A 24962-nucleotide genomic window follows, 5' to 3' on the forward strand; every position below is an offset into this window, starting at 1 on the left:
AAGGAGGGGCAGTATGAGAATCATAAAAGCAACTGATTATCAGGAACTTAGTCATCTCGCAGCTGACTTCTTTATTGAAAGGGTAAAAGAAAACCCAGAGGTCACGCTTGGGTTGGCTACAGGCGGTACACCGAGAGGCACGTATCAAAGAATGGCAGAAGATTATTACAAAAACCACACCTCTTACAGCCGTGTGAGCACGTTTAATTTAGATGAGTATGTTGGGTTACCTGCGGACCACCCTAATAGTTATCATCAATTTATGAAAACCCATCTATTTAATAAGGTCGATATTCCTGCTAAACAAAGGCATCTGCCTAACGGTGTGGCTTCGGATATAACAAGCGAATGTTTGAATTATGAAAGGTTGATTGAGGAATCCGGGGGAATCGATATTCAGCTTCTAGGTTTAGGGAGCAATGGCCATATCGGATTCAATGAACCTGGGACATCGTTTCATGCAAGAACTCATGTCGTAGAACTTGCTCAATCTACGCGTGAAGCAAATGCAAGGTTTTTTAATGGTATTGATGAGGTCCCAAGAGAAGCGATTACGATGGGAATCTCAACGATTATGAAGAGTAAGGAAATTCTATTGCTAGTATCAGGAGAAGAAAAGGCTCACGCACTTCGACAGTTACTTCATGGGGACGTTGGAGAAGAATTTCCAGCTTCTATTTTAACAACGCACCAAAACGTTACAATAATTGCCGATCAAAAAGCGTTGTCAGACGTTCCACACGGCTGAAAGGAGAATCGTATTGATGATAGATAAAACATCCCCTTTACCAATATATTATCAGCTTGTAGAACTGATTAAAGGGATGATTGACAAGGGAGAGCTTAAGCCAGGTGATTCTCTCCCTTCTGAAAGAGAATATGCAGAAAGATTCAAAATCAGCAGAATGACTGTGAGACAGGCAATCACAGAGCTCGTTAATTCAGGCTACCTTTTTCGTCAAAAAGGAGTCGGTACCTTTGTGGCTGAGAAGAAGATCGAACAGCAGCTTGTAGGGCTGACCAGCTTCACAGAAGATATGCAGAGTAGAGGAATGGTCCCGAGCAGCAAGCTGATCAGCTTCGAAATCGTATCGTCACCAGCCTCTATTTCTGAGCAATTGAACATCCAGGAGCATGCTCCAGTGTATGAGATAAAGCGTGTGAGGCTAGCTGACGGAATTCCGATGGCGCTAGAGACTACTTTTATTTCTGCAAACCTTGTAAAGGGCATAACAGAGGATACGGTTAGTCAGTCATTGTATGATTATATTGAAAACCACCTTTCGATCAAAATTGGTGAAGCAACACAAGTGTTAGAGTCGTCTATCGCAACGCAGCAGGAATCACAGTACCTTAAAATAAAAAAGGGTTCACCGATCCTCCTTATCCAAAGAAACACGAAGCTTGCTGATGACACCCCGCTTGAAGTGGTGAAGTCATCTTATAGGGCGGATCGCTATAAATTTACCATTACAATGAAGCGATAACCTTTTACAGGAGGTATGGCTGTGCTTTCAGAATACTTTTCAGCAATAACCAAAGTGTTGAATCTTATTGAAAAACAGGAACGTCAAAACATAGATAAAGCTGCTAACGTCCTAACTGACGTTGTGGAATCTGGTAATATCATTCATGTTTTTGGTTGTGGTCATTCACACATGATGGCAGAAGAGATGTTTTATCGCGCTGGGGGAATTGCGGCAGTTCGTCCTATATTTGTTGAAGAATTGATGCTACATCAAGGTGGCAGCAAAGCATCAGAGTATGAACGGATGAACGGGTATGCGACGACCTTCATGGAACAACAGGATATCAGGAGTGGAGACGTCGTGATCGTCGTATCTAACTCAGGACGCAACCCAGTCCCAGTTGATGTGGCACGTATCAGTGCGCAACAAGGCGCATTTGTCATTGCGATGACTTCATTGGCAGCGAGCGAACAGGAGTCTTCGCGCCATAACGAGGGACTGTATTTAAAAGACGTTGCAGACCTTATACTTGATAATCATATTGAGCCTGGAGATTCTGCGTTTTCTATAGAAAATAGCTTTTCATATGGTCCTCTTTCTTCTGTAGTTGGAATGGCGCTACTAGATGGGATCGTTGCCAAAGTGATCGATCAGCTGATCCGTCGAGGCGTGGAACCACCTGTGTTTCAGAGCGGGAATATCGACGGAACGGACTTACACAATAAGAAATTGATCGATACCTATAAACAAAGGATACCAATGCTATAAAGATAGTGATCCTTTAAGGAAGTGGAGGAGAGTTTTTTGTATCTCTCAGTAAAAGAAACAGCGGAATATTTATCGTTACCCGAAGAGTACATCGAAACGCTGATCCAAGAAAAACGTATTCGAGTCCTTCATGATGGAGAACAATATTTAATTTATAAAGAACAGTTCAATACGCACTTAGAACAACTAGAGAAATATAAACAGAGAATGGAAGAAGAGATGAACGAACCACTTCCAGAAGATCCAGATGTTAAGGATGAGGATTGATCGATTGGTTTATGATTGCTGAATTCGGGAATAGCACTCTTACAAAGGGAGGCATTCGTTATGAAGAAGTTAATCAAACGAGCGATTAAATACGGCCCGATCATCTATCCGATCGTAAGAAAGATGAGAAATAAAAGTAAAGCAAAGCGTATGTAAAAAACCCCGGTAAACCCGGGGTTTTTTGTGTATTAGTACGTTGTAACCTGGAACAGCTTTTGAAGAATATACATGATGTATTTAAATGCTGACAATGTGTTTTGATACTTAGAATAATCTACTGTATAGACACCGTCCTCATTATCCCACATTCGCTCAAAGTACCGATCGACTTCCTTTACTAGCTCAGAATCATTTGGGGCACTTAAGTGAATGTTAGTCTCCATATTGTAGTCGTCCAGATTTCTCGAAGTATAATTACTCGATCCTCCAATGATCGTACTTTCTTCTTGCCCTTTTACATACAGCATCTTAGTGTGAAACTGTTCTTTATTTGTGTCATACCATCGAATCGTTAAATAGTCGTCTCCTTGTTTATGAAGCTCGCCGGTAATAGGGAGGTTAGGCAAGCCCATCTTCTGGTGTCCGAATGCATTTTGGTTAGGGTCAAGGATCATACGGACGTTTACTTTCCGCTCAGTTGCGTCAACGATCGCATCGATGATGTCACGATCGGCGAGATAAAACATGCCGATGTTAATTTCATCACCTTCCTGTGCATTATCGATCGCAGTTACTACGCTATCTTGAATTTTACTTTCTGTGACGATCCTACCCTTGATGTCTGAGTCGCTTTCCTTATCTGATGACTTTACTGCAGGAAGTTTAGGAAACTCTGATAAATCTCCCCCGGAAAAAGCAGCTACCGCTTTCTCTGAACGAATCAAATCATTCAGTATGAAACCTTTTACTCGAAAAGCGATATTTGAATGAAATCCGCTCGCATCATGAGGGTTAGCTGACATGATGATACCCTCATCTTCTGTCATGACTGTTTTTCGGTGGTTTGCTTTAATGTTGAATAAATCTAAGTAGGAACGCATCGTTACTTTTGGTGCTGTAGGTGCTAAAGGGTTAGGAATCCAGCCTGTTCCATTTTGACCAAACCATGATAACGTCATGCGCCATAATCCTGAATAAAACAAGTTAGGGTCACGTAAACGATTAAGGTCCGTATAGACCACTTCAGCCCCCATCTCTCTTAGTTTATCGATTTGAGGAGCTTCGTGAGAATTGTACGTCGTATTAATTTCATCGCTGATCAAAACGACTTTCAATGATGGGTTTTCTTCCATTACTTCAATGACCGAATTTGATAGGTTCTCGCTGATCGTAGGATAATCTCTTTTCTCATTCGTGAATCCATTGAAAAGGAAAAGGTCTAATACGAGAAACTCGTCAGCTTCTCTAATCGTCTTATTCACTTCATCGAAAATAGAGTGATCATAAACTTCTTTTCCGTCTTTGTCGTACGTTAAGTCGTATAGAAATTCAACGTCATCACCTTGTAAAGAGTGCACGTCTCCGGCGTATGAAATGCCTTCAGGAAGAGGTTTGAAACGGTGATAGACTAGCACACCACTATAAATAAGTAGAAAGATACTTAATGCGATCCAACGTTTTTTCTTGTACCATGACTTCATTTGGTCGATCTCCTCAAAATTATTTACTTGTCATATACCCTTATAGGCTGAGCCTATAATCCTCTTTAACGAGGAAACACCTGAAACCTTTTGTGGAAAATTACGTAGAACATCGTAACAGGTAAATGAAACGGGGGATATGCTATGGATAAAAAACCAGATAGAGTTCTTTCTTTAAAAGGGTTAACAAAAAGGTACGGTGACAAACTTGTTTTAGATGACATCGACCTCGATGTATACGAGGGGCAGATTATCGGTTACATAGGGCCAAACGGTGCAGGAAAAAGCACAACAGTAAAGATCATGCTTGGACTTGAAGCAACATATGCAGGTGAGGTAGAGATATTCGGTGAAAATATAAAGCAGAATAACGTGGACTACAAGTATAGGATTGGCTATGTACCGGAAATGGCTGATCTTTATGATAATTTATCTGCTCGAGAATACCTCTCGTTTACAGGAGAATTGTACGGAATGGACGCTGAACAGGCAGAGACAAAAGCGAGAGAGTTAATGGGCATATTTGATCTCGAAGAAGTCTTTGATTCTCGTATCTCATCCTATTCTAAGGGTATGAAACAAAAAGTGCTGCTCATTTCGAGTCTGTTGCATGATCCTGACCTCTTGTTTCTCGATGAGCCGATCAATGGTCTCGATGCAAATAGTGTGATGATCTTCAAAGAAATTCTCGCAAAACTATCTGAACAAGGTAAAACAATCTTCTATTCTTCACATATTATGGAGGTCGTTGAAAAAATCAGCAGCCGGATCTTGCTTCTTAACGAGGGAAAGATCGTTGCGGATGGAAGCTTCGAGGAGCTTAGGCAACAGAATAAGGAAGGCTCATTAGAAGAAATTTTTAACCAGCTGACTGGGTTTAAGGAATATAAGGATTTATCTGAGGAGTTTGTACAAATCGTACAGCGTGATAAGAGGTGAAAAACTTCAAATCGTTGCAGCTGTTAGATGTGTTTAAAGGACTCTTTGAAAAAGCGGGCATCGACTACAGTACGATGCGGCGCATTCTGCAGGTTAAACTTACGATGGATGGCAGACGAACCTCGACAGTAATGAGTCAGAACATGGGGAAAAGCAAGAGTGACAGTAATCAATTTTTAAAATCACTCTGGTTTTATGCGTTTATTGGTTTGACGCTAGTACCAATCTTGTTTTTTGGTGAAAACTACATGTTTCAGGTGAGTTTGGTCCTCGGAGTGTTCATGTTTTTGATCATGACAACGATGATCTCTGATTTCTCTTCGGTCCTTCTCGATGTGAGAGATCAAACGATTCTAGGAACTAGACCGATTACAAGTAAAACGATCAGTGCTTCAAAAGCAGTTCACGTTACGATTTATTTATTCTTCGTAACCGTTGCAATCATAAGCATCCCTCTCATTATCGGTACGATTCGTCACGGTGTATTATTTGGCTTGTTACTAGTATTCACAATCTTGCTCAGTGATCTGTTTATTGTAGCGATTACAGCTATGCTCTATTACTTAATTTTAAAGTTCTTTGGAGGAGAGCGGCTGAGAGATATGATCAACTATGTACAGATCGGCTTGTCGATTACGATCGTACTTGGTTATCAAGTTGTTGCACGTGCGTTTGAGTTCGTAGATTTAGAGGCAACCTTCACACCTGAATGGTGGACTCTATTTCTGCCTCCGGTATGGTTTAGTGCTCCGTTCGCCATCGTATTGAACGGTGAAGCAGGAATCTATTATTATGTACTGACAGCACTTGCTCTTCTAGTTCCGATTCTTTCGTTTGTTGCTTATTTGAAGATTCTTCCTGCCTATGAAGAAAATCTTGTGAAACTAATGGATCAAACGACCAAGGTTTCGAAGCGAGGGCGATTTGATCTCTTTAAACGAATCGCTTCTTTCGTTACTCGAAGCAAGGAAGAGCATGCTTTTTATCATTTCGCTGAAAAGATGCTTAAGAACGAACGAGAGTTAAAATTGAAGATCTATCCATCGCTTGGCTTTGCGATGATCTTTCCGTTTGTTTTTCTTTACAATAATTATACAGCCGCAGGTTCATTCGAGGCGTTAGGAAGCGGTAGATCGTATTTATCGATTTATGCCGCATTGATGATGATTCCAGGTGTTGTCATTATGCTTCAGTATTCGAGTAAAAGTAAAGGAGCATGGATTTATCACGTTTCGCCAGTGACTGATTTAACAAACAGTATAAAAGGTACGCTAAAAGCACTCATTGTTCGTTTGTTTCTACCGGTGTACATCGCGGTAAGTGTGATTTATTTGTTGATATTCGGTGTTCGTATTCTCCCTGACCTTCTTATCGTTCTGCTCGTGACGCTCACCTACAGTGCTATTTGCTTTAAGATCATCAAAGGGACGCTCCCTTTCTCTGAGCCTTTTGAGAGCTGGAGTCAAAGCGATGGATGGAAGACGTTGCCCTTTACGCTATTGATACCTGTATTCGGGTTGATTCACTTTGGTGCAACATTAATTCCGTTCGGTGTTTGGATTTATCTAGCAGTTACGCTAGTCGTTACACCGCTTATTTGGAAATATGGATTGAAGAGAAGCCCCTCTAGTTGAGGAGCTTCTTTTTTTACTGTACCAATCCTATTTGAGCAGAGTATCTAGTTTAGACGATAAATTTGAAGTGATGTCCGGATTTGTGCCGTAAAAGAATGTGTGTGGATCGTCCGTGATGTGAATGTCAACAAGTCCTGCTGCTCGTAAGATCGAGAGGTGATGATGGATGTTCCCCTTTGCCATCCCGATTTCCGAGACGATGTTCGTGAACGTGTAGATTCCTGTGGAAAGAAAACGAAGGATCGCAATCCTTCTTTCATCACTCAACGCTTTAGTGACCCTTAGAAGTTCTGCTTGATCACTTTCCTTTGTTCCTACTGGATAGGTAATAAATACTGTCTCATGAAACTGATCGATGAGAGACATCGGATAAAAGTGTGAACCTGGAATTAAATAGACGGTACGAATGTGTTCATTCGAGATAATGAATCGGCTTGCTTTTTGTATCATCCTAGCTGGTGTCGACGTTTCGAGCAGATGACTTTTCTGTAATGCATCTTTTCGTAAATCTTCCAGAATGGTCTGGTCGATTTTATCAAAATACTGAACTTTCCATTCCTTTAGTAATGAGATGAACTCATCTCGTTGTAACTCGAGGTCTGATGGTAGAGCGCTTTTCACATAGGGTGAAAGAAGCTCATACATGTTCCCGGCAGTTTGGGATTGTAACCATTCGAAGAAACCTTCGATGGTTTCTGCAGGGCATTCCTTCATAAATAGAACTGACAAATCTTCGAAGTAGAGATCTTTTTTTGAAGCGATGCGTTCTTTTAAAGGTGAAGTGATAACGTTATCTACTTCTTGAGGCCATGTAGCACTTAACGCTAAGTATTTCATTTGTGTTTGCCTTTTATATAGCGAGAAACTTAATAGTAATTCATGTGCAGGGGAATAGAGCATCTTTACATCGAAGGCCATTGAAACTCCTCCTGTTTTTCTTTTTATTCTACCATTGTAATAACGATTAAGATATAGAGTTACAAATGTATTGACCTGTTTAATCTGTTCAATTATTATTGAACTAACTGATGGGGGAGGGGTTTTATGCAAACTTTTGTAGAATGTCAAACGAAAGTCATCGATCTCGTTCAAAACAACCGTTATGATCAGTCACTAGAGGTTATGGAGGAGGCCAAAACACAGTTTTCAGAAAAACGTGACCGCTTAGGACATTGGAAAGCCAACGTCTATTGTCTACAAGGAAAAACCAAAGAAGCGATCGGCGAATTACAGAGTGCCATCGACAATGGTTTTTGGTGGAATCCAGAAATTTTAACGACTGACCCTGAACTGAACTTATTAAAAGAAACAGAAGGATTTAAGAGGATTATCGATCAATGTGAAACACTTTTTCATGAAAATCTTAAAGAGGCTGAGTCACTTTTAAAAGTTGATGGAAATCCAAATGCCGAAGTTTCAGTGATGTCTTTGCATTGGAAAGGATCTAACGTAAAGGACTTTTCGCTAGAATGGAAAGATGATCGAATACTTAACAAGTATCATATTGCGTTTCCTCAGTCTTCTCAGCTGTTTAGCTATGGCTGTTTCTCATGGGATGATCCTAAGCAAACACAGAGAGATGTTGAAGAAATGACTTCTCAGTTTTTAAATCAACACGTAAGGGGTCAAAAGCCAGTTATTCTTTCTGGTGCATCACAAGGGGGCGGTCGAGCAGTAGAATTAGCTCTAGAAAAAGGAGAATTCGAGTATTTCATCGCTGTGGTGCCAGCGTTTGAAGACTTAGCTAAATTAGAGAAACTAGCAATCGATAGTAAATCAAATGTGCGAGGCTGCGTGATCACTGGGGATCAAGATCCTTTCTATGAAACAGCTTTGAAAGCGGTTTCTTTACTTCGAAAGCACAGTGTTCCATGCAAGTTAATCGTAAAGGAAGGAATGGGTCATACATTCCCTCAGGACTTCCCAAAAGTGTTTGAAGAAGCGGTTCGATTTGTTCTGGAATAACATGAAAACGAGGCCTTTCATTTGTTGAAAGGCCTCGTTACTGATTTAAACATGTTTCTTAGCATAGAGAAACGCCATTCCTAACGATAGAACCATAATGACGAGAAGAAAAAGGTACGTTAGCTGAAATGAGCTCGCGCTGTAAGTCAATCCTTTTAGTTCAAGGAGGATACCTCCAAGAACTGCCCCTGAGGCACTACCAACAAATTGTACGAGTTGCTTCATCCCAATGCCTGTAGCGGTTTGGGACGAAGGCAGGATGCGTGAGACTTCGTTCGTTGTGCTCGACGATAAGCTTGAAAATCCAAAGCTTGTAAACATATAGCCAAACATCGTCATGTATGGATTGATCGGTGATAAGAAATAAAAGATGACTGTTGAGATTAAGAGTAGAAGGTGTGCGAGATAAATCACCTTCATGTTGCCGTAACGGTCGAGCATCTTTCCAACATAAACGGCTGCCACAGCTGATAACATAGCACCTGGAAAAATAATATAACCTATGATCGAAGGTCCTTTGCCAAACACGTTTTGTAACATGAGGGGCATAAGGAGTAAGATTGCAAAGTGTGTCGTGAAACCCAAGTAGCTCATATAAAGAAGAAGACGATATCCCTGCTTTTTAAATAAGTCAGGTTGGATAAAAGGAACGGTTGTTTTCGTTATCCGAAGTGCGAGTAACACGATCGCAGCGACCCCAGCTACTAAATAGAGTAGGTTAAATGTTGATATAAACAACAAAAAGCTAGTAACGGACAACCCTGTTAGCACTGCACCAATAAAATCAAATGTTCCTTTGCTTACTCCCTCTTCTGGAAGACGTTTTAACAAAACAGGGATCAGCACAAGTACGAATAACGTAACAACAAATAAATAGTTCCAATCAAGGTATTCCGTAATAATACCACCGATCACAGGCCCTAGACCGAACCCGAGGGAAGATGCCGATGCGATGAACGCCATTGCTCGTCCTCTTTTTTTCAGTGGGATAAACCTGCCTGCAAATACCATCGACAGTCCAGGAATTGCTGAAGCGCCAGTGGCCTGTAACAGTCTTGATGTAAGTAATAGCGCAAAACTTTCCGCGAAAAAACCAAGTAATGATCCGATACCAAAAATAACGATACCTGTTATGAGGAGACGCCGTATCGGGAGGTAATCTGAAAGTCTCGTATACGTGATCGTTGAGACAGCCAGGATAATGGAATAACCCGAAACGATCCAGGCTCCGTCAGCTGGGCTCAGTTGAAATTCATTCAAGATGTTTGGAAGCGCTACGTTGAACATCGTTGTATTCATAACAACGAGCCATACAGCTGCGCTTAGTATGATGATCGTACGAAAATAGCCGTTTTCATGATTCGTCATGCTGTAAACCTCCTGGTGCTGCTTTAATGAAACAACACCAGCTTATTGTAAACCATTCTCTATACCAGAGTCCCATTTGACGGGTTGTCACCCTTCTTTTTTGCTCCCAACCGTTTTGCGAGTTCTTGCTTTGCTTGATTATACGTTAGGCCAGAGTTTGCATTCAGCTTCTTTACTTCTTCGATATCCGTTCCGGATTTCGTTTTCATCGTATCCACCACCTTTTCTTTAGTTTTTGAACGTTCATAAGGATTTATGTGGTGACATCGCAACATGTTATAATGCAGTCAGAATGAAAAACTAGAATAGATAGGATGACAAGATGAGAAACGAAGAGCGCGTGCAGGTTCAGCCGAAGCACAGAAAAAAGTTTCTAAACGGATACCCATTAATTTTTAAAGAAGCCTTGGTAAACCCGGAGAAGTTAAAAACAGAGGGCACGATTATACAACTAGTAGATACCAATGGAACGTTTATTGGAAAAGGGTACTATGGAAGGCAGAACAAGGGTTATGGATGGGTCTTAACCCAGGATGCGAACGAGTCCATTGATGAAGGATTTTTTGTCAACAAACTACAGCGAGCACTTCAATACAGAAAGCCATTCTTCGAAGACTCAAATACGACTGCTTTTCGTATTGTGAATGGTGAAGGAGATGGACTCGGAGGTATTACGATCGATCGTTTTAACGATTATTACCTGATCAATTGGTATAGTGAAGGTGCTTACTCGTTTAAAAATGATGTTGTGAGTGCGTTAAAGAAACTCGTGGATTTTAAAGGCATCTATGAGAAAAAACGATTTGATTCAAAAGGGCAATATGTTGAAGACGATGATTTCGTTGCGGGTGAACGTGGTGAATTCCCACTTGTCGTAAAAGAAAACGGTGTGGATTTTGCCGTATACCTAAATGAAGGTGCAATGGTCGGCGTGTTCTTAGATCAGCGGCCTGTCAGGAAAATCATTCGAGATAAATATGCTGAAGGGAAACGGGTTTTAAACACGTTCTCTTACACTGGAGCGTTTTCAGTCTTCGCTTCGTTAGGTGGAGCGACCCATACGACGAGTGTTGATCTTGCGAATCGAAGCTTAAATAAAACGATCGAGCAGTTTAGTTTGAATGGTATCGATTATGAATCAGAAAACATTTTAGTGATGGATGTATTTAAGTACTTTAAGTACGCTGTGAAGAAAAACCTTAAGTTTGATATGGTCATTCTTGATCCACCTAGCTTTGCTCGTTCCAAGAAACATACGTTCAGTGCAGCAAAGGATTACAAGAATCTTTTGAAAGAGACGATCGCCATAACAGAAGATAAGGGGATTATCGTCGCTTCAACCAATTATAGTGGTTATGATATGAGGAAGTTTAAGACGTTTATTGATCAGGCGTTTAAAGAAACCGGTGGAAGATATCGGCTGCTTGAGGAATACTCTCTTCCTGAAGATTTTCGTACAACGAAAGAATTTCGAGAAGGAGGTTATTTAAAAGTCGTCTTTATCGAGAAAATTAAAGGCTGAAGATGACAAGAAACCCCGCTTCTATGCGGGGTGATTTTTTTGACATAATAAGTGGGATTTCCGCTCCAGGATGCTCGCTTTCCGCGGGGCGGGCGGTGTGCCTCCTCGGCGCTCTTAACGCGCGCCTGTGGGGTCACACCTGTCCCGCTCAGCCCGCAGGAGTCGAGCATCCTTCCGCTCCAATCATCGATATTACAAGGTTAAGATGAACGAAAGCAAATTAATGCAGCTAAACAAATAACATAGTGACATTAAATATGAAAATTAATCATAGGCAATCGTTTTCTTGCTTTTAAATTAATCTCTTATTACCCCGCAATCATGCGGGGTTTTTTCATTATAGCCTTTTCGTAGAAATTGCTTCTCTCATGCGCTGGAGAGAGTCTTTCGCTTTCTCTTTTCTCGCGATCATGACATTTACGTAGAGAGCGTCTACGAGACTTAGTTGAGCAATTCTCGATGCAAATGCTTCAGAGCGAAATTCTGTTTCTTGTGAAACAGTGTATAGTGAAATATCAGCTTTTTTACTTAGTGGGGAGGTGGCAAGGTTTGTTATTGCAATGGTCGTAGCACCACTTTCATTTGCAATATCGGCTACCCGAATCATGTCTTTGTTCGTGCCAGAGTGAGAAATGAGAATCGCAAGGTCACTTTCCGTTAGTTGAGAAGCACTCATGATCTGCAAGTGCGCGTCACTGTACGCAGCTGTTCTTAAACCTGTGCGAATGAATTTATGCTGAGCATCCATAGCGATGATTCCTGAGCCGCCGTTTCCATAAAACTCGATCCGATCAGCTTTAAGAAGGGCTTCTACAGCATTTTCTATACTACTGTTCTCGAGAATGTGTAGCGTATCTTCGAGCGTTCTAATATTTGAACGAAGAACTTTCTCTGCTATATCTTTTTTTGAATCGGTTTCTGATATGGTTTCATGAATATCTTGAATCGGGTTGACGATTTCCGCTGCAAGCGCGATTTTCATCGCTTGAAACCCTTTGAAGCCTATCCGTTTGCAAAACCGAAAAACCGTTGCATCAGCTACTCCTAAGTCTTCTGCAACCTGATTAATCGTGCTATGTATGATCTTGCTTGAGTGATTTAAGATGTAATCCGCTACTTGCCGCTCCTTTTCACTAAACTGAGAGTAGGATGAGCGAATTCTAGGAAGACAGTGACGGGTTTCAGTGCTAGACATTAACATTCTCCTCTCACGATACTTTATCTCCTTATTGTAACCGATTACATAATTAATGAAAATAGATTTCTTGGAAGCGGTTGCAATAAAAAATATTTATTGTATAATTCGCTTATAGGAAATATTTTTTCTTTCCAGAATGTACATAGCTTTCCAATTTTGACACTTTACTCATTTATGTAAGCGATTCCTCATTGACGTCGCAATTATTGACGAAGCGATCGAAGAGGTTAGTACACAGGAAAATAAAGGAGGATAAAATCATGTCGGGTAATATGCTGATTCTGTTAGCCGTTCTTGCTATCTTTGTACTTTTATTTCTAGTTATCAGAACAAAATTACACGCGTTCGTTTCATTATTACTAGTAAGTTTATTAGTTGGAATTGCGGCAGGTATGCCATTAGATGGTGTGATCGAATCGGTTAAGAACGGTATGGGTGGAACCCTTGGGTTCGTAGCTGTGGTCGTTGGTTTAGGTGCCATGTTCGGACAGATGCTAGAAGTTTCTGGTGGTGCTGAACGCCTTGCACAAACGCTTATCAAAAAGTTCGGAGAAGGAAGAGCTCAGTGGGCACTTGGTTTAACGGGCTTTATTGTAGCGATTCCGGTCTTCTTTGATGTTGGTTTTATCATCCTTGTCCCACTTGTCTATAGTCTCGCAAAAAAAACAGGGAAGTCGCTGCTCCATTATGCGATTCCGCTATTAGCAGGACTTGCGGTTACGCATAGCTTTATTCCGCCGACTCCAGGACCCATCGCAGTAGCGGATTTAATTGGAGCTGATCTTGGCTGGGTGATTCTCTTTGGTGTATTAGCGGGTATCCCCTCTATGATCATTGCAGGTCCTTTATTCGGACGTTATATCGGTAAGAAAATTCATGCGACAGTACCAGATTACATGGAAATCGAAGAAAAAGAATATGATAAAGAGCTCCCAAGCTTTTGGCTCGTTACGAGCTTGATTTCGATTCCGCTCGTGTTGATTCTAGCGAACACGCTATCTGATCTTCTGATTGAAGATGGAAGCTCGCTCGTTCCATTACGCTCTTTCTTAACGTTTATGGGACATCCTTTCGTGGCATTGACGATCGCGACAATCCTTGCATTCATTCTACTTGGAACATTACGTGGGTATACGAAGGAAGATGTGCAGGGTATAGCGAATAAAGCACTTGAGCCTGCGGGAATCATCATTCTTGTAACAGGTGCAGGTGGTGTTTTCAAACAGGTGTTGATCGATTCCGGTGTTGGACAGGTATTAGGTGAAAAGATGGCTTCTTCACCATTACCTCCAATTCTATTGGCTTTCTTAATCGCTGCTGCTGTACGTGTTGCTCAAGGTTCTGCCACCGTTTCGATGGTAACCGCTGCAGGTCTTATGTCACCACTCATCACAAGCATGGATATGCAAGGACCAGTATTAGGTATGATGGTGATTGCCATTGCAGCTGGTGCAACGGTTTTATCTCACGTGAACGATTCTGGTTTCTGGCTAGTGAATAGATTCTTAGGATTAAATGAAAAAGACACATTAAAATCGTGGACCGTTATGGAAACGTTAATCGGTCTAGTCGGATTCGCCGTTGTGTTTGTATGTAGTTTCTTTATTGGATAATAGAAGTCGAATGCGAGCGTTACGCTCGCATTTTGTTATTACACCTAACTAGAGGAGGAGATTCCTTTGAAAAATAGATTTATGATCGGCGTTGATATTGGAACGACGAGTACCAAAGCTGTTTTATTTGATGAAAAAGGTCATCCAGTTACAAAGCATAGCGTTGAATATCCGCTTTTAACCCCTAAACCAGGTATTGCTGAACAGAACCCCGAAGAGATCTTACTTGCGGTTGTAAAGTCGATTCGAGAAGTACTGACTGAGGAGAGTCTTTCTGCAGAGAGCATTTCATTCGTGTCTTTCAGTTCTGCCATGCATAGTCTGATAGCTGTCGATTCTGAAGGGAAGCCGATGACAAACTGCATCACATGGGCGGATAACAGAAGTGCGAAGTGGGCTGAAAAAATCAAGTCAGAGATGAATGGGCATGACATTTACTTGCGGACAGGTACTCCAATCCATCCGATGTCTCCTTTATCAAAATTAGTATGGCTAAAAAACGAGAAAGAGGAGTTATTTGCCTCAGCTTCCAAGTTTATTTCGATCAAAGAATATGTGTTCTATCGCTTTTTCCATACGTACGTAGTCGATTATTCGATTGCATCTGCAACGGGACTATTCAACCTTGAACAACTTGATTGGGATGAAGAGGCTCTATCCGTGGCAGGTATTACTGAAGAGAAACTATCTCTACCAGTCTCGACTACTAGGGTCATAGAGGGATTGAAAGAACCATACATCGAAGAAACAGGATTAAGTGCTTCTACTAAATTTATCGTAGGAGCAAGTGATGGGGTTTTATCAAACCTAGGTGTTGATGCGATCGAGCCAGGCGTTGTAGCGGTAACGATCGGAACGAGTGGAGCTATTCGTGCTGTCACTGATCGACCTGTCACAGATCCACATGGACGAATCTTTTGTTATGCGCTCACTGAAAACAAGTGGGTGATCGGAGGGCCTGTCAATAATGGGGGGATAACGTTCCGCTGGGTCAGAGATCAATTCGCAGCTTCTGAAATGGAAACGGCGAAACGTCTTGGTATCGACACGTACGAAATCTTAACTAGAATCGCAGAGCAAGTGCGACCAGGGGCAGATGGGTTAATTTTTCACCCTTACCTTGCGGGAGAACGTGCTCCACTATGGAACTCAGATGCAAGAGGCAGCTTCTTCGGTCTTGCGATGCACCATAAGAAAGAGCATATGATTCGAGCGGTTTTAGAAGGCGTTATCTTCAATCTATATAGTGTCCTAGAGGCTCTAAAGGAACTGATCGGCGAACCGAAGCAAATTAAAGCGACTGGCGGTTTCTCAAGATCAGCTCTGTGGCGTCAAATGATGGCGGATATTTTTAATGAAGAAGTCATCGTTCCTGAAAGTTACGAAAGCTCTTGCCTTGGTGCAATCGTCCTAGGGATGGAGGCGTTAGGAGAAATCGATTCTTACAAAATCGTATCAGACCTCGTTGGTAGCACGTATGCGCACCAGCCTGAAGAAGAAAGCGTGAAATTATATGCTGAACTATTACCGATTTACATGAGTATTTCGAACAAGCTAACTGAAGAATATAAAGCTATTTCAGCATTTCAGACGAACGTATTAGGGAAATGATGAAAAAAGGACAGCACCGCTTCGGTGCTGTCCTTTTAGCTTACTGGTAGATGGCTTCATGTAACATCGACGTAGCCTGATCGAGCTTAACGTCTTTCGTTAATACGATTTCACTTATGAGAAACTGCTGAGCGTTTTCAAGCAGCTTTTTATCGTCTGTTCCTAGTGGTCTTTTCTTGTTGAGGGTAACCAGTTCGCGAATCACTTCTACGTGGTTACGAATATCCCCGGTTTTAAGCTTATTCATATTATCGCGGTATCGCTGGTTTCGATTGGCATTTGGTTCAGCATCAAGCTCAGCATCAGCATGGAATGTTGTTAGAATATCGTCCATTTTACTCGAATCCAACACTTCACGGATATTCAAATTCTCCATTTTATCCTTCGGTATCATCACCTGGATATCGCGAAATGAAATATTAAGAATATAATAGAGCTGTGTTTCGCCCAGAATCTCTTTTTCTTCAATAGCTTCAATTACACCTGCACCGTACATGGGATAAAAAACTTTGTCGCCTACCTCAAACAAGCGCCCACCTCCAAAATATTTAATTATAGCACAACTACTATTATATCATAAATAGAAAATGCACACTAATTTTAATTTATTTAAATTTCTTTACCTCTATAATTGATGGATCGCAACCAACTCCTATACAATTGATAAAAGCGTTATCATTTTGTATTTATAGGAGGCTTCCGTTATGAATCTCGCAATGTTAAGTTTTTGGCACGTTCACGCAAAGGATTATGCGAAAGAAGCACTCGATCATCCTGAAACACATATTACAGCGGTTTGGGATGAATATGAGGAGCGAGGAAGAAGTGAAGCACAAAAGTGGGGAGCAGAGTACATAGACAGTATCGACGATCTTCTAAGACGCGATACGATCGATGGAGTGGTCGTTACATCTCCAACGAACATGCACAAAGATCTTATAATAAAAGCAGCCAAAGCGGGAAAACACATTTTTACAGAAAAGGTTCTGGCGGCAACAGAAGAGGAAGCACTAGAAATCATCGAAACGGTGAAGCAAGAGGATGTAAAGCTGTTCGTTTCATTGCCGAGAGTGTATGACGGCTATACGAAAGCGATACAAGATATCCTCGCCTCAGGTGAGATCGGTGACATCACGCAATCTAGAGTGCGTCTTGCTCATGATGGAGCGATAGCAGACTGGTTACCGCATCATTTCTATGACGTAGAAACGTGCCAGGGTGGAGCGCTAATCGATTTAGGATGTCATCCAGTTTACTTAACGAGGCTATTTCAAGGAATGCCTCAGCGGATCTCTGCGCAATTTGGGTATATGACTGGAATAGAAGTTGAAGACCAGGCTGTTGTAACCTTTCAATATGGATCAGGTTCATATGGCATTATTGAAACAGGATTCGTTAACCCTCATTCTCCTTTTACAATTGAATTGCATGGAACGAAAGGGTCCGTTTTATATAGGGCAGATGAAGGTCATTTGTTACTAAACACTGGAAATGGATTCGAGAAAGTTTCAATCCCAGCTGATCGACCTTCTCCATTCAACCAATGGGTAGAACATGTGAAACATAACAAACGCACGGATGAAAACATTGCACTAGCACTCGATCTAACGGTGTTGATGGAAGCATCTTATCGTTCTGTGCAGCAAGAGTCTGAAGTTGCGATCATTTCATAGAATAACCCGCCTGGCATCATGCCTGGCGGGTTTCGTTTACTCGTCAATCGAAATATGTTTGAATGCTGTTACATCGAATAGACCTTTGTCAGTGAGCTTTAGTTCCGGAATGACTGGAAGGCTTAGAAAAGAGAGAGTTAGAAAGGGATTGAAATGTTCGGGAGCGCCTATTTCTTTCAGAGCGATGTCTAGCTCAAGCAGCCCTTTGTTAACAGCTTGGTACCCTTTGTCTGAAAGAAGACCTGCAATCGGTAACGGCAATTCACCGATTACTTCCTCATCCCTTACAACCACTAGTCCTCCGCCTATTTGTTTAAGAGCATCGATTGCTGATAGGATATCCTCGTCGTTTGTGCCCGCAACGATTACATTATGGGAGTCATGACCGACTGTAGTGGCGATCGCACCTTTCTCAAAACCGAGCCCTTTCACAATTCCAAGACCTATGTTTCCTGTATGATGATGCCTTTCAATAACGGCTAACTTCATAAGGTCAGCTTCTTTGGAAGGTATAAATGTGTTCTCAGTTGTCTCCACGTCAAGTGTGAGGTGCTTTGTCACAATCTGGTTAGGGACAATCTCAATAACGTTCGCACGTTTACTTTCAAGTGTAATACGTAAGCTTTCTTGCGTGATCGTCTGTATGTTTACTGTGTTACGAATCTCTTGAGAGGAGAGAGGTTTAGGTTTAAATGAGGTCGTACCGTCTTCGGCGACAAGTTTTCCTTCTCGAAAGACTTGGTAGATATCAAACGTTTCTAGATCGTTCATCACTAGAAAATCTGCATCTAGACCAGGGGCGATGGCTCCTTTATTAAGTCCATAACATTCAGCTACATTGAGTGAAGCCATTTGAATGGCAAGGTAGGGGTCGATCCCATGTTTGATTGCTAGACGAATATTATGATCGACACTTCCTTCTGAAATAAGGTCGTCCATATGTTTATCATCCGTACAAAACAGAAAGCGCCTTGCATTCTGAGGAGTGACCGCTGGTAAGATCTGCTTCATGTTTTTTGCGACTGAGCCCTCACGTATCAAAACATACATGCCTCTTTGTATGCGTTCTAATGCCTCTTCAGCTGACACACATTCATGATCTGTATTGATGCCTGCAGATTTATATACGTTTAGTGCATGGCTAGGAAGACCAGCTGCATGTCCATCGATTTTCTTATCGTATCGGTGGGCATCAAGAAGCTTATCCATCATCGATGGGTCTGTATGTTTGACGGAAGGGTAGTCCATAACCTCAGCGAGACCAAGAACACGAGGATGATTGTAAAAAGGTTTCAAGTCATTGGCGGTTAGGGTGGCTCCAGCGTTTTCATAAGGCGTGGATGGAACACAAGATGGAAGCATGAAGAAGACATCCATCGGTATGTTCTCTGAGTCATCGATCATATACGAAATCCCCTCCGCTCCAAGCACATTACCGATTTCATGAGGGTCAGTAATAACAGTTGTGACACCATGTGGGAGAACGGCTTTTGAGAATTGTGAAGGGGAAACCATGGCGGATTCGATATGGACGTGTGCATCGATTAGAGCTGGGATGAGGATTTTTTGTTTGGCATCGATCGTTTCTTTTCCTTCAAAAGCCCCTATCCCAACAAACTTTCCATCTGTAATCGCAACATCGCCGGCAATGAGACGTAGATTATAGATATCTAATATCCTTGCGTTTTTAATAACGGTATCTGCAGCACGGTCACCTGATGCGGTTTGAATTCTTTTAATAAATTGTTCCATTCTTGTGATATCTCCTCTCGTTCTGGAATTCTCCAGCCTGACAGGGGATGATACGTAAGTGATCATCGTAGTCAAACCATTTCCGGTAGTTTGGTAGAAACTTTTGGACCTTATCTCCAAAATTATACGAAGCTTTCTGATAGCGATTAATAAGGTATTCTATACATTCTCCATCGCAACGTCAATTCATGCTTCTAAAATTACTTTTACAAGTATATTGATAATTATGGAGATTGCGAGTAGAATTAAGTAAGCGATATCATAGAAGCGCTTTTTTTATTACACAATTGAGCAAACGTTTGCACTTACAGGTAACTCTTTTTTATAAATTGATGGGGGTGTAGGAGAATGAATAGAGTTTGGTGGAAAGAAGCAGTCGGTTATCAAATATATCCCCGCAGCTTTCAGGACTCCAACGGTGATGGAATTGGTGATTTGCAAGGGATTATAGAACGACTTGATTATATTAAAGATTTAGGGATCGACGTCATTTGGATTTGTCCGATGTATAAGTCTCCAAACGATGACAATGGGTATGATATTTCGGATTATCAAGATATTATGGACGACTTCGGAACAATGGAGGATTTTGATCTTCTACTTCGTGAAGTGCACAAGCGTGGAATGAAGTTGATCATCGACCTTGTACTGAACCATACGAGTGACGAGCACAGATGGTTTATTGAATCTCGTTCTTCAAAGGAAAATCCAAAGCGTGATTGGTACATTTGGCGAGATGGTAAAGAAGGACATGAACCAAACAACTGGGAAAGTATCTTTGGAGGTTCTGCGTGGGAGTACGATGAGACAACTGATCAGTATTACCTGCATGTTTTTTCAACGAAACAGCCTGACCTAAATTGGGAGAACTCAGATGTCCGTGATGCCTTATATGAAACCGTAAACTGGTGGCTCGATAAAGGAATCGATGGCTTCCGCATCGATGCGATCAGTCATATTAAAAAGCGCCCTGGTCTACCGGATATGCCTAACCCTAAAGATGAGAAGTATGTTTCATCTTTCGATATGCATATGAATCAGGAAGGCATTCAGCTTTTCCTTGAAGAATTTAAGAATAAGACGTACGCAAACTACGATGTTATGACAGTCGGTGAAGCAAACGGTGTTTCGATCGATCAAGCAGATCAATGGGTCGGTAAAGAACAAGGTAAGATGGACATGATATTCCAGTTTGAGCACCTTGGACTATGGGATGCTGAAGAAAACAGTGAATTAGATATCGTTGAATTGAAGAAAGTGTTGACTCGTTGGCAGAAAGGCCTCGAGAATGATGGATGGAATGCTCTTTTCGTAGAGAATCATGATAAACCGCGTGTCGTCTCTACATGGGGAAATGACAAAGAATTCTGGAAGGAAAGCGCGACTTCAATGGGTGCGATGTATTTCCTCATGCAAGGAACGCCTTTTATCTACCAGGGACAAGAAATTGGAATGACGAACGTTCAGTTCCCATCGATCGATGATTATGATGATGTAGCTGATAAAAATCGCTATCGTATTCAGCGAGAAAAAGGCGTATCTCATGAAGATATCATGAAAGTGATCTGGGCATCGTCCAGAGATAATAGTCGTACACCGATGCAGTGGAACACGGATTCGAACGCTGGATTTACAACAGGGACTCCTTGGATGAAAGTGAACCCTAACTACAAGGAAATCAACGTTGCAAAACAAGAACAAGAAGAAGGATCCGTGCTTTCATTCTATAAGGATATGATTTCTCTAAAAAAAGAAAATCCTGTTTTCACGTATGGAGCTTATGATCTGATCCTTAAAGATCATAAACAAATTTACGCTTATACGCGTACGACAAGTGACGATCGCGTCGTGGTGATCACGAACCTTTCGACTGAAGCAGCAGAGTTTACGGCTGACTTAGATTTGAAGCATCAAAACCTGTTGCTTCATAATTACGACATCGAAAAAAGTGAGAGCACAGCTTTAGTCCTAAAACCATATGAAGCAAGAGTGTATAGAATTTAATCGATAAGCTGTTTCGGACCTGCGTCTGAAGCAGCTTTCTTTTATCTTTCAGCTAGTAAAAGAAATGCTTCTTTTAACTAGAATGTTTCACGTGCAACAATGTAGCTGGTATGATGATAGAAAAGTATAGGTATTGTTGAGGAGATTGGTATAGTGAGTAAAAAATTAATTCTTGCTGAGAAACCTTCAGTTGGACGAGATATTGCTAGAGTACTGAATTGTTCTAAGAAAGGTAACGGGTATTTAGAAGGAGACCGCTACATCGTCACATGGGCATTAGGACACCTTGTGACCTTGGCAGATCCAGAAGTGTATGATGAGAAATACAAAACGTGGAACTTAGATGACTTACCGATGCTGCCTTCGCCGCTAAAACTTGTTGTCATCAAACGAAGCGGTAAGCAATTTAGCGCCGTTAAAGCTCAAATGAACCGTAAAGATGTAAACGAGATTATCATTGCGACTGATGCAGGACGTGAAGGTGAGCTTGTAGCAAGATGGATCATCGAAAAAGCACGAGTGAATAAACCGATGAAACGACTTTGGATATCGTCTGTTACAGATAAGGCGATTCGAGAAGGTTTCAAAAACTTAAAAGACGCAAAGAACTATGAAGCATTATATCAATCGGCAGTCGCAAGATCTGAAGCAGACTGGTACGTTGGCTTAAATGCTTCAAGAGCGTTAACAACGAAATTTAATGCTCAGCTTTCTAGCGGAAGGGTCCAAACGCCAACTCTTGCCATGATCGCGCATCGTGAAGAGGAAATTAAATCGTTTAAGCCTGAAAAGTATTATGGACTTGTAGCTGTTGTAGACGGGTTCTCACTCAAATGGCGTAGCAGCAATAACGAAAGTAACCTTTTTGATCGAAGCAAAATCGATGATATCAAGAATAAAACGAGTAATGAAGATGCGACTGTTCAAGCAATCGATAAGACGAAGAAGAAAACATATTCACCTGGCCTCTACGATCTTACAGAACTACAAAGAGAAGCCCACAAAAGGTATGGATTTTCGGCAAAAGAAACGCTGTCAGCTACGCAAAGGTTATATGAGCAACATAAGCTTGTCACGTATCCGAGAACAGATTCACGCTACTTGTCTTCAGATATGAAAGAAACGCTTAAAGAACGACTTCAAGCCGTTTCCTCCTATGAAAAAACTGCTAAAAAGATCACATCACAACCACTTAGGGCGAATCATATTATCGATGATCGGAAAGTATCTGATCATCATGCGATCATTCCAACAGAGCAGCATCCAGTCATTCGAGAGTTAAGTGACAAAGATCGTAAGGTGTACGATCTGATCGTGAAGCGTTTTGTAGCTGCTTTGTACCCGCCTTATGAATACGAGCAGGTGACAGTTCAAGCGAAGATCAACGGCGAATCGTTTGAAGCAAAAGGGAAAAAGGTGGTTTCTAAAGGTTGGAAGGAAGTGTATGGTAACGAAGAGTCGGACGAACTGCTACCAGAGCTTCAAGAAGGCCAGAAGCTTAAGGTTCTTTCCCTCACAAGAACAGAAGGAACAACGAATCCACCGGCGCGTTTCAATGAAGGCTCATTACTAACTGCCATGGAAAAACCAGCGCAATTCTTAGAGAAGCAAGACAAACGCTTTGCCAAAACGCTTGGTCAAACGGGTGGTCTCGGTACAGTTGCAACGAGAGCGGACATCATTGAAAAACTCTTCAATAGTTTTCTTATCGAAAAGAAGGGTAAAGACATTACATTAACAGCAAAAGGAAAACAGCTCCTTGAACTCGTTCCAGATGAGCTTCAATCTCCAGCGTTAACCGCTGAATGGGAACAAAAACTTGAAGCGATTGCTAAAGGCAAGCTATCAAAACAAGCTTTTATCAAAGAAATGAAGGCTTATGCAGAAGAAACGGTGCAGAATATAAAAGATAGCAAGAAGAAATTTAAACACGATAACCTTACGGGTACAAAGTGCCCTGATTGCGGTAATCTGATGTTAGAAGTGAAGAACAAGAAAGGCAAGATGCTTGTTTGTCAGGACAGAGAATGTGGTTACCGAAAAGGAAAGAGTAGAGTGACGAATGCGCGCTGTCCGAAGTGTAAGAAAAAACTAGAACTGCATGGACAGGGTGAAGCTCAAACATTTATTTGTAAGTGTGGTCATAGAGAGAAGCTTTCTTCGTTCAACAAACGAAAAAGCAATGAAAAGAATCATAAAGCATCTAAGCGTGATGTTTCGAAATACATGAAGAGTCAGCAAAAAGAAGAACCGGTCAATACGGCTCTAGCTGATGCACTTTCGAAATTGAAGCTTGATCAAGATAAGTAAGAAGCAGGTACGCCTGCTTCTTTTTCGATAGAAAGCAGGGTAAGTGATGAATGAGTTTATCAAAATGGGTATAGATAAGAAAACGATCGAAGTTCTAATAGAAGATGGTATAGAGACGCCTACTGATATACAGAGAAAGATGATTCCTTCGATATTAGAGGGAAAGGATGCGATCGTAAGGGCTAGAACAGGTACAGGAAAGACGTTTGGCTTTCTTCTTCCTGCAGTCGAAAGGCTTAAATCTGTTGAAAATAGGGTAAACGTGCTTGTTATGACACCTACTCGAGAGTTAGCGATTCAGATCACGAATGAAGTGATGAGACTTTTACCAAGAGAAGAACAAGCAGTTGCAGTATACGGTGGGCAAGCTATTCAAATCCAAATCGACCGTCTTAAGGAAGCGACGATAGCTGTTGGAACACCAGGAAGACTACTTGATCACTTGAGGCGTGGAACGATTGACCTCAGTTCAGTATCATTAACCATTCTGGACGAAGCGGATCAAATGTTACATATCGGCTTTTTACCAGAAGTGATGGAGCTGATGAGCGTTCTACCGGAAAATAGACAAACAGTTCTTTGCTCCGCAACGATGCCCGAACCTATTAAAGAGCTTTCGAACAAATTTCTGAAAACTCCTGAAGAGTGTTATGACGATTCCGTCTTGAAGGTTCCAGATATCAAACAAACCGTTTTTGTTACAAAAGCCAGGGAAAAACTGGGGACTTTATTGATGATCCTGCACCAATTTCGGCCATATAAAGCCGTTTTATTCTTTAGAACAAAGAGAAGGGTGGATCGTTTAGCCGAATCTCTCCGTGAAAAAGACTACAAATGTGGGATATTCCACGGGAACCTTTCTCAAGCTAAAAGGGAACAAGTTGTTGAGGAATTTCGAAACGATGAGATTTCTTATTGCGACGGATATTGCGGCAAGAGGTCTTGATATCGAGGCGGTGACACATGTGATCAACTATGACATTCCCATCGATGTTGAGGGTTATGTTCATCGGATTGGAAGGACTGCGCGAGGGGGAGCTCAAGGTATAGCCGTTACACTTGCTACTCCTTCAGATGAGAACATGCTACGAATGATCGAAAGGTCCTTACAAATACAATTAAAAAGAAAAACGTTGTAGGAGCACTATTTACTAATTTCAAAAAAACGTGAGCAGAAATCCATACAATTTTACTGAAATCATTTAAAGTTATAGAATACTTAAATATAA

The 24962-nt window shown here is 41.4% G+C and carries 22 protein-coding genes and 1 riboswitch; of the genes, 15 read left to right on the forward strand and 7 right to left on the reverse strand.

The window, feature by feature from the left end; translation table 11 throughout:
* The first annotated feature begins 13 nt into the window (after window positions 1-13).
* The 4 genes from nagB to ACXADT_RS03955 are packed head-to-tail and all read left to right on the forward strand — an operon-like array spanning window position 14 to window position 2504.
* On the forward strand, window positions 14-748 hold the full coding sequence (gene nagB / locus ACXADT_RS03940) for a glucosamine-6-phosphate deaminase (protein WP_474833240.1): 735 nt from the start codon (window positions 14-16) through the stop codon (window positions 746-748).
* A gap of 16 nt (window positions 749-764) precedes the next feature.
* Window positions 765-1487, forward strand: a complete 723-nt coding sequence (locus ACXADT_RS03945) for a GntR family transcriptional regulator (RefSeq protein ID WP_270180558.1) — start codon at window positions 765-767, stop codon at window positions 1485-1487.
* A 15-nt stretch (window positions 1488-1502) separates the two neighbouring features.
* Entirely contained in the window at window positions 1503-2237 is a 735-nt protein-coding gene (locus tag ACXADT_RS03950) for an SIS domain-containing protein (protein ID WP_474833242.1), read from the forward strand.
* A gap of 36 nt (window positions 2238-2273) precedes the next feature.
* Window positions 2274-2504 (forward strand): excisionase family DNA-binding protein, encoded by a 231-nt coding sequence (locus ACXADT_RS03955; RefSeq protein ID WP_270180556.1) that lies wholly within the window; start codon window positions 2274-2276, stop codon window positions 2502-2504.
* Between the two features lie 188 nt (window positions 2505-2692).
* On the opposite strand, the gene ACXADT_RS03960 is transcribed toward ACXADT_RS03955, so the two are convergent.
* Complete coding sequence (locus ACXADT_RS03960; RefSeq protein ID WP_474833243.1) at window positions 2693-4144, reverse strand: phospholipase D family protein; 1452 nt, start codon at window positions 4142-4144, stop codon at window positions 2693-2695.
* A gap of 144 nt (window positions 4145-4288) precedes the next feature.
* Here ACXADT_RS03960 and ACXADT_RS03965 point away from each other — a divergent pair, with 144 nt between their 5' ends.
* Window positions 4289-5083, forward strand: coding sequence for an ABC transporter ATP-binding protein (locus tag ACXADT_RS03965; RefSeq protein WP_474833244.1), 795 nt, complete (start codon window positions 4289-4291; stop codon window positions 5081-5083).
* Complete coding sequence (locus ACXADT_RS03970) at window positions 5080-6717, forward strand: hypothetical protein (protein WP_474833246.1); 1638 nt, start codon at window positions 5080-5082, stop codon at window positions 6715-6717. Before ACXADT_RS03965 ends, ACXADT_RS03970 begins: the two co-directional genes overlap by 4 nt.
* A 27-nt stretch (window positions 6718-6744) precedes the next feature.
* Here the strand turns inward: ACXADT_RS03970 and ACXADT_RS03975 are convergent, their stop codons facing one another.
* On the reverse strand, window positions 6745-7635 hold the full coding sequence (locus tag ACXADT_RS03975; protein ID WP_474833248.1) for an ArsR/SmtB family transcription factor: 891 nt from the start codon (window positions 7633-7635) through the stop codon (window positions 6745-6747).
* A gap of 126 nt (window positions 7636-7761) precedes the next feature.
* Here ACXADT_RS03975 and ACXADT_RS03980 point away from each other — a divergent pair, with 126 nt between their 5' ends.
* Window positions 7762-8682, forward strand: coding sequence for a TPR end-of-group domain-containing protein (locus tag ACXADT_RS03980; protein ID WP_474833249.1), 921 nt, complete (start codon window positions 7762-7764; stop codon window positions 8680-8682).
* 45 nt (window positions 8683-8727) lie between these two features.
* On the opposite strand, the gene ACXADT_RS03985 is transcribed toward ACXADT_RS03980, so the two are convergent.
* Window positions 8728-10050, reverse strand: a complete 1323-nt coding sequence (locus ACXADT_RS03985; RefSeq protein WP_474833251.1) for an MFS transporter — start codon at window positions 10048-10050, stop codon at window positions 8728-8730.
* 59 nt (window positions 10051-10109) lie between these two features.
* Complete coding sequence (locus ACXADT_RS03990; RefSeq protein ID WP_270180549.1) at window positions 10110-10259, reverse strand: hypothetical protein; 150 nt, start codon at window positions 10257-10259, stop codon at window positions 10110-10112.
* A gap of 113 nt (window positions 10260-10372) precedes the next feature.
* Here ACXADT_RS03990 and ACXADT_RS03995 point away from each other — a divergent pair, with 113 nt between their 5' ends.
* Window positions 10373-11572 (forward strand): class I SAM-dependent rRNA methyltransferase, encoded by a 1200-nt coding sequence (locus tag ACXADT_RS03995; RefSeq protein WP_474833252.1) that lies wholly within the window; start codon window positions 10373-10375, stop codon window positions 11570-11572.
* Window positions 11573-11909: 337 nt separating this feature from the next.
* Here ACXADT_RS03995 and ACXADT_RS04000 read toward each other — a convergent pair whose 3' ends face one another.
* Entirely contained in the window at window positions 11910-12767 is an 858-nt protein-coding gene (locus ACXADT_RS04000; RefSeq protein WP_270180547.1) for a MurR/RpiR family transcriptional regulator, read from the reverse strand.
* 263 nt (window positions 12768-13030) lie between these two features.
* Here ACXADT_RS04000 and ACXADT_RS04005 point away from each other — a divergent pair, with 263 nt between their 5' ends.
* The gene (locus ACXADT_RS04005; protein WP_270180546.1) at window positions 13031-14383 is read left to right on the forward strand and encodes a GntP family permease; all 1353 of its coding nucleotides are present in this window, start codon (window positions 13031-13033) and stop codon (window positions 14381-14383) included.
* 81 nt (window positions 14384-14464) lie between these two features.
* The gene (gene gntK / locus ACXADT_RS04010) at window positions 14465-15994 is read left to right on the forward strand and encodes a gluconokinase (protein ID WP_474834644.1); all 1530 of its coding nucleotides are present in this window, start codon (window positions 14465-14467) and stop codon (window positions 15992-15994) included.
* Between the two features lie 40 nt (window positions 15995-16034).
* Here the strand turns inward: gntK and ACXADT_RS04015 are convergent, their stop codons facing one another.
* Window positions 16035-16523, reverse strand: coding sequence for a CarD family transcriptional regulator (locus ACXADT_RS04015; RefSeq protein ID WP_270180545.1), 489 nt, complete (start codon window positions 16521-16523; stop codon window positions 16035-16037).
* A 175-nt stretch (window positions 16524-16698) separates the two neighbouring features.
* On the opposite strand from ACXADT_RS04015, the gene ACXADT_RS04020 reads away from it, so the two are divergent.
* Window positions 16699-17667, forward strand: a complete 969-nt coding sequence (locus ACXADT_RS04020; RefSeq protein ID WP_474833254.1) for a Gfo/Idh/MocA family protein — start codon at window positions 16699-16701, stop codon at window positions 17665-17667.
* A gap of 36 nt (window positions 17668-17703) precedes the next feature.
* On the opposite strand, the gene ade is transcribed toward ACXADT_RS04020, so the two are convergent.
* Window positions 17704-19419 (reverse strand): adenine deaminase, encoded by a 1716-nt coding sequence (gene ade, locus ACXADT_RS04025; RefSeq protein WP_270180543.1) that lies wholly within the window; start codon window positions 19417-19419, stop codon window positions 17704-17706.
* A gap of 48 nt (window positions 19420-19467) precedes the next feature.
* Window positions 19468-19569: riboswitch (purine riboswitch) on the reverse strand.
* A gap of 198 nt (window positions 19570-19767) precedes the next feature.
* Between ade and ACXADT_RS04030 the strand changes: the two genes are divergently transcribed.
* From ACXADT_RS04030 to ACXADT_RS04045, 4 genes are all read left to right on the forward strand, one after another.
* Window positions 19768-21423 (forward strand): glycoside hydrolase family 13 protein, encoded by a 1656-nt coding sequence (locus tag ACXADT_RS04030; RefSeq protein WP_270180542.1) that lies wholly within the window; start codon window positions 19768-19770, stop codon window positions 21421-21423.
* 153 nt (window positions 21424-21576) lie between these two features.
* A complete protein-coding gene (locus tag ACXADT_RS04035; RefSeq protein WP_474833256.1) occupies window positions 21577-23733 on the forward strand; it encodes a DNA topoisomerase III in 2157 nt (718 codons plus the stop codon).
* Window positions 23734-23779: 46 nt separating this feature from the next.
* On the forward strand, window positions 23780-24679 hold the full coding sequence (locus ACXADT_RS04040) for a DEAD/DEAH box helicase (RefSeq protein WP_474833257.1): 900 nt from the start codon (window positions 23780-23782) through the stop codon (window positions 24677-24679).
* Window positions 24570-24872: a helicase-related protein gene (locus tag ACXADT_RS04045; protein WP_474833259.1), complete on the forward strand. Its 303-nt coding sequence runs from the start codon at window positions 24570-24572 to the stop codon at window positions 24870-24872. The genes ACXADT_RS04040 and ACXADT_RS04045 overlap by 110 nt, the downstream gene beginning before the upstream one ends.
* Window positions 24873-24962 lie beyond the last annotated feature (90 nt).

The sequence above is a fragment of the Anaerobacillus sp. ABR4_321 genome, assembly GCF_056158505.1.

Coding starts and splice junctions, on each gene's coding strand:
- ACXADT_RS04040 (WP_474833257.1), top strand. CDS start 23,780: ATGAATGAGTTTATCAAAATGGGTATAGATAAGAAAACGATCGAAGTT.
- ACXADT_RS03980 (WP_474833249.1), top strand. CDS start 7,762: ATGCAAACTTTTGTAGAATGTCAAACGAAAGTCATCGATCTCGTTCAA.
- ade (WP_270180543.1), bottom strand. CDS start 19,419: ATGGAACAATTTATTAAAAGAATTCAAACCGCATCAGGTGACCGTGCT.
- ACXADT_RS03950 (WP_474833242.1), top strand. CDS start 1,503: ATGGCTGTGCTTTCAGAATACTTTTCAGCAATAACCAAAGTGTTGAAT.
- ACXADT_RS03965 (WP_474833244.1), top strand. CDS start 4,289: ATGGATAAAAAACCAGATAGAGTTCTTTCTTTAAAAGGGTTAACAAAA.
- ACXADT_RS03960 (WP_474833243.1), bottom strand. CDS start 4,144: ATGAAGTCATGGTACAAGAAAAAACGTTGGATCGCATTAAGTATCTTT.
- ACXADT_RS03995 (WP_474833252.1), top strand. CDS start 10,373: ATGAGAAACGAAGAGCGCGTGCAGGTTCAGCCGAAGCACAGAAAAAAG.
- ACXADT_RS04005 (WP_270180546.1), top strand. CDS start 13,031: ATGTCGGGTAATATGCTGATTCTGTTAGCCGTTCTTGCTATCTTTGTA.
- ACXADT_RS03975 (WP_474833248.1), bottom strand. CDS start 7,635: ATGGCCTTCGATGTAAAGATGCTCTATTCCCCTGCACATGAATTACTA.
- ACXADT_RS03985 (WP_474833251.1), bottom strand. CDS start 10,050: ATGACGAATCATGAAAACGGCTATTTTCGTACGATCATCATACTAAGC.
- ACXADT_RS04020 (WP_474833254.1), top strand. CDS start 16,699: ATGAATCTCGCAATGTTAAGTTTTTGGCACGTTCACGCAAAGGATTAT.
- ACXADT_RS04000 (WP_270180547.1), bottom strand. CDS start 12,767: ATGTCTAGCACTGAAACCCGTCACTGTCTTCCTAGAATTCGCTCATCC.
- gntK (WP_474834644.1), top strand. CDS start 14,465: ATGATCGGCGTTGATATTGGAACGACGAGTACCAAAGCTGTTTTATTT.
- ACXADT_RS03990 (WP_270180549.1), bottom strand. CDS start 10,259: ATGAAAACGAAATCCGGAACGGATATCGAAGAAGTAAAGAAGCTGAAT.
- ACXADT_RS03945 (WP_270180558.1), top strand. CDS start 765: ATGATAGATAAAACATCCCCTTTACCAATATATTATCAGCTTGTAGAA.
- ACXADT_RS04030 (WP_270180542.1), top strand. CDS start 19,768: ATGAATAGAGTTTGGTGGAAAGAAGCAGTCGGTTATCAAATATATCCC.
- nagB (WP_474833240.1), top strand. CDS start 14: ATGAGAATCATAAAAGCAACTGATTATCAGGAACTTAGTCATCTCGCA.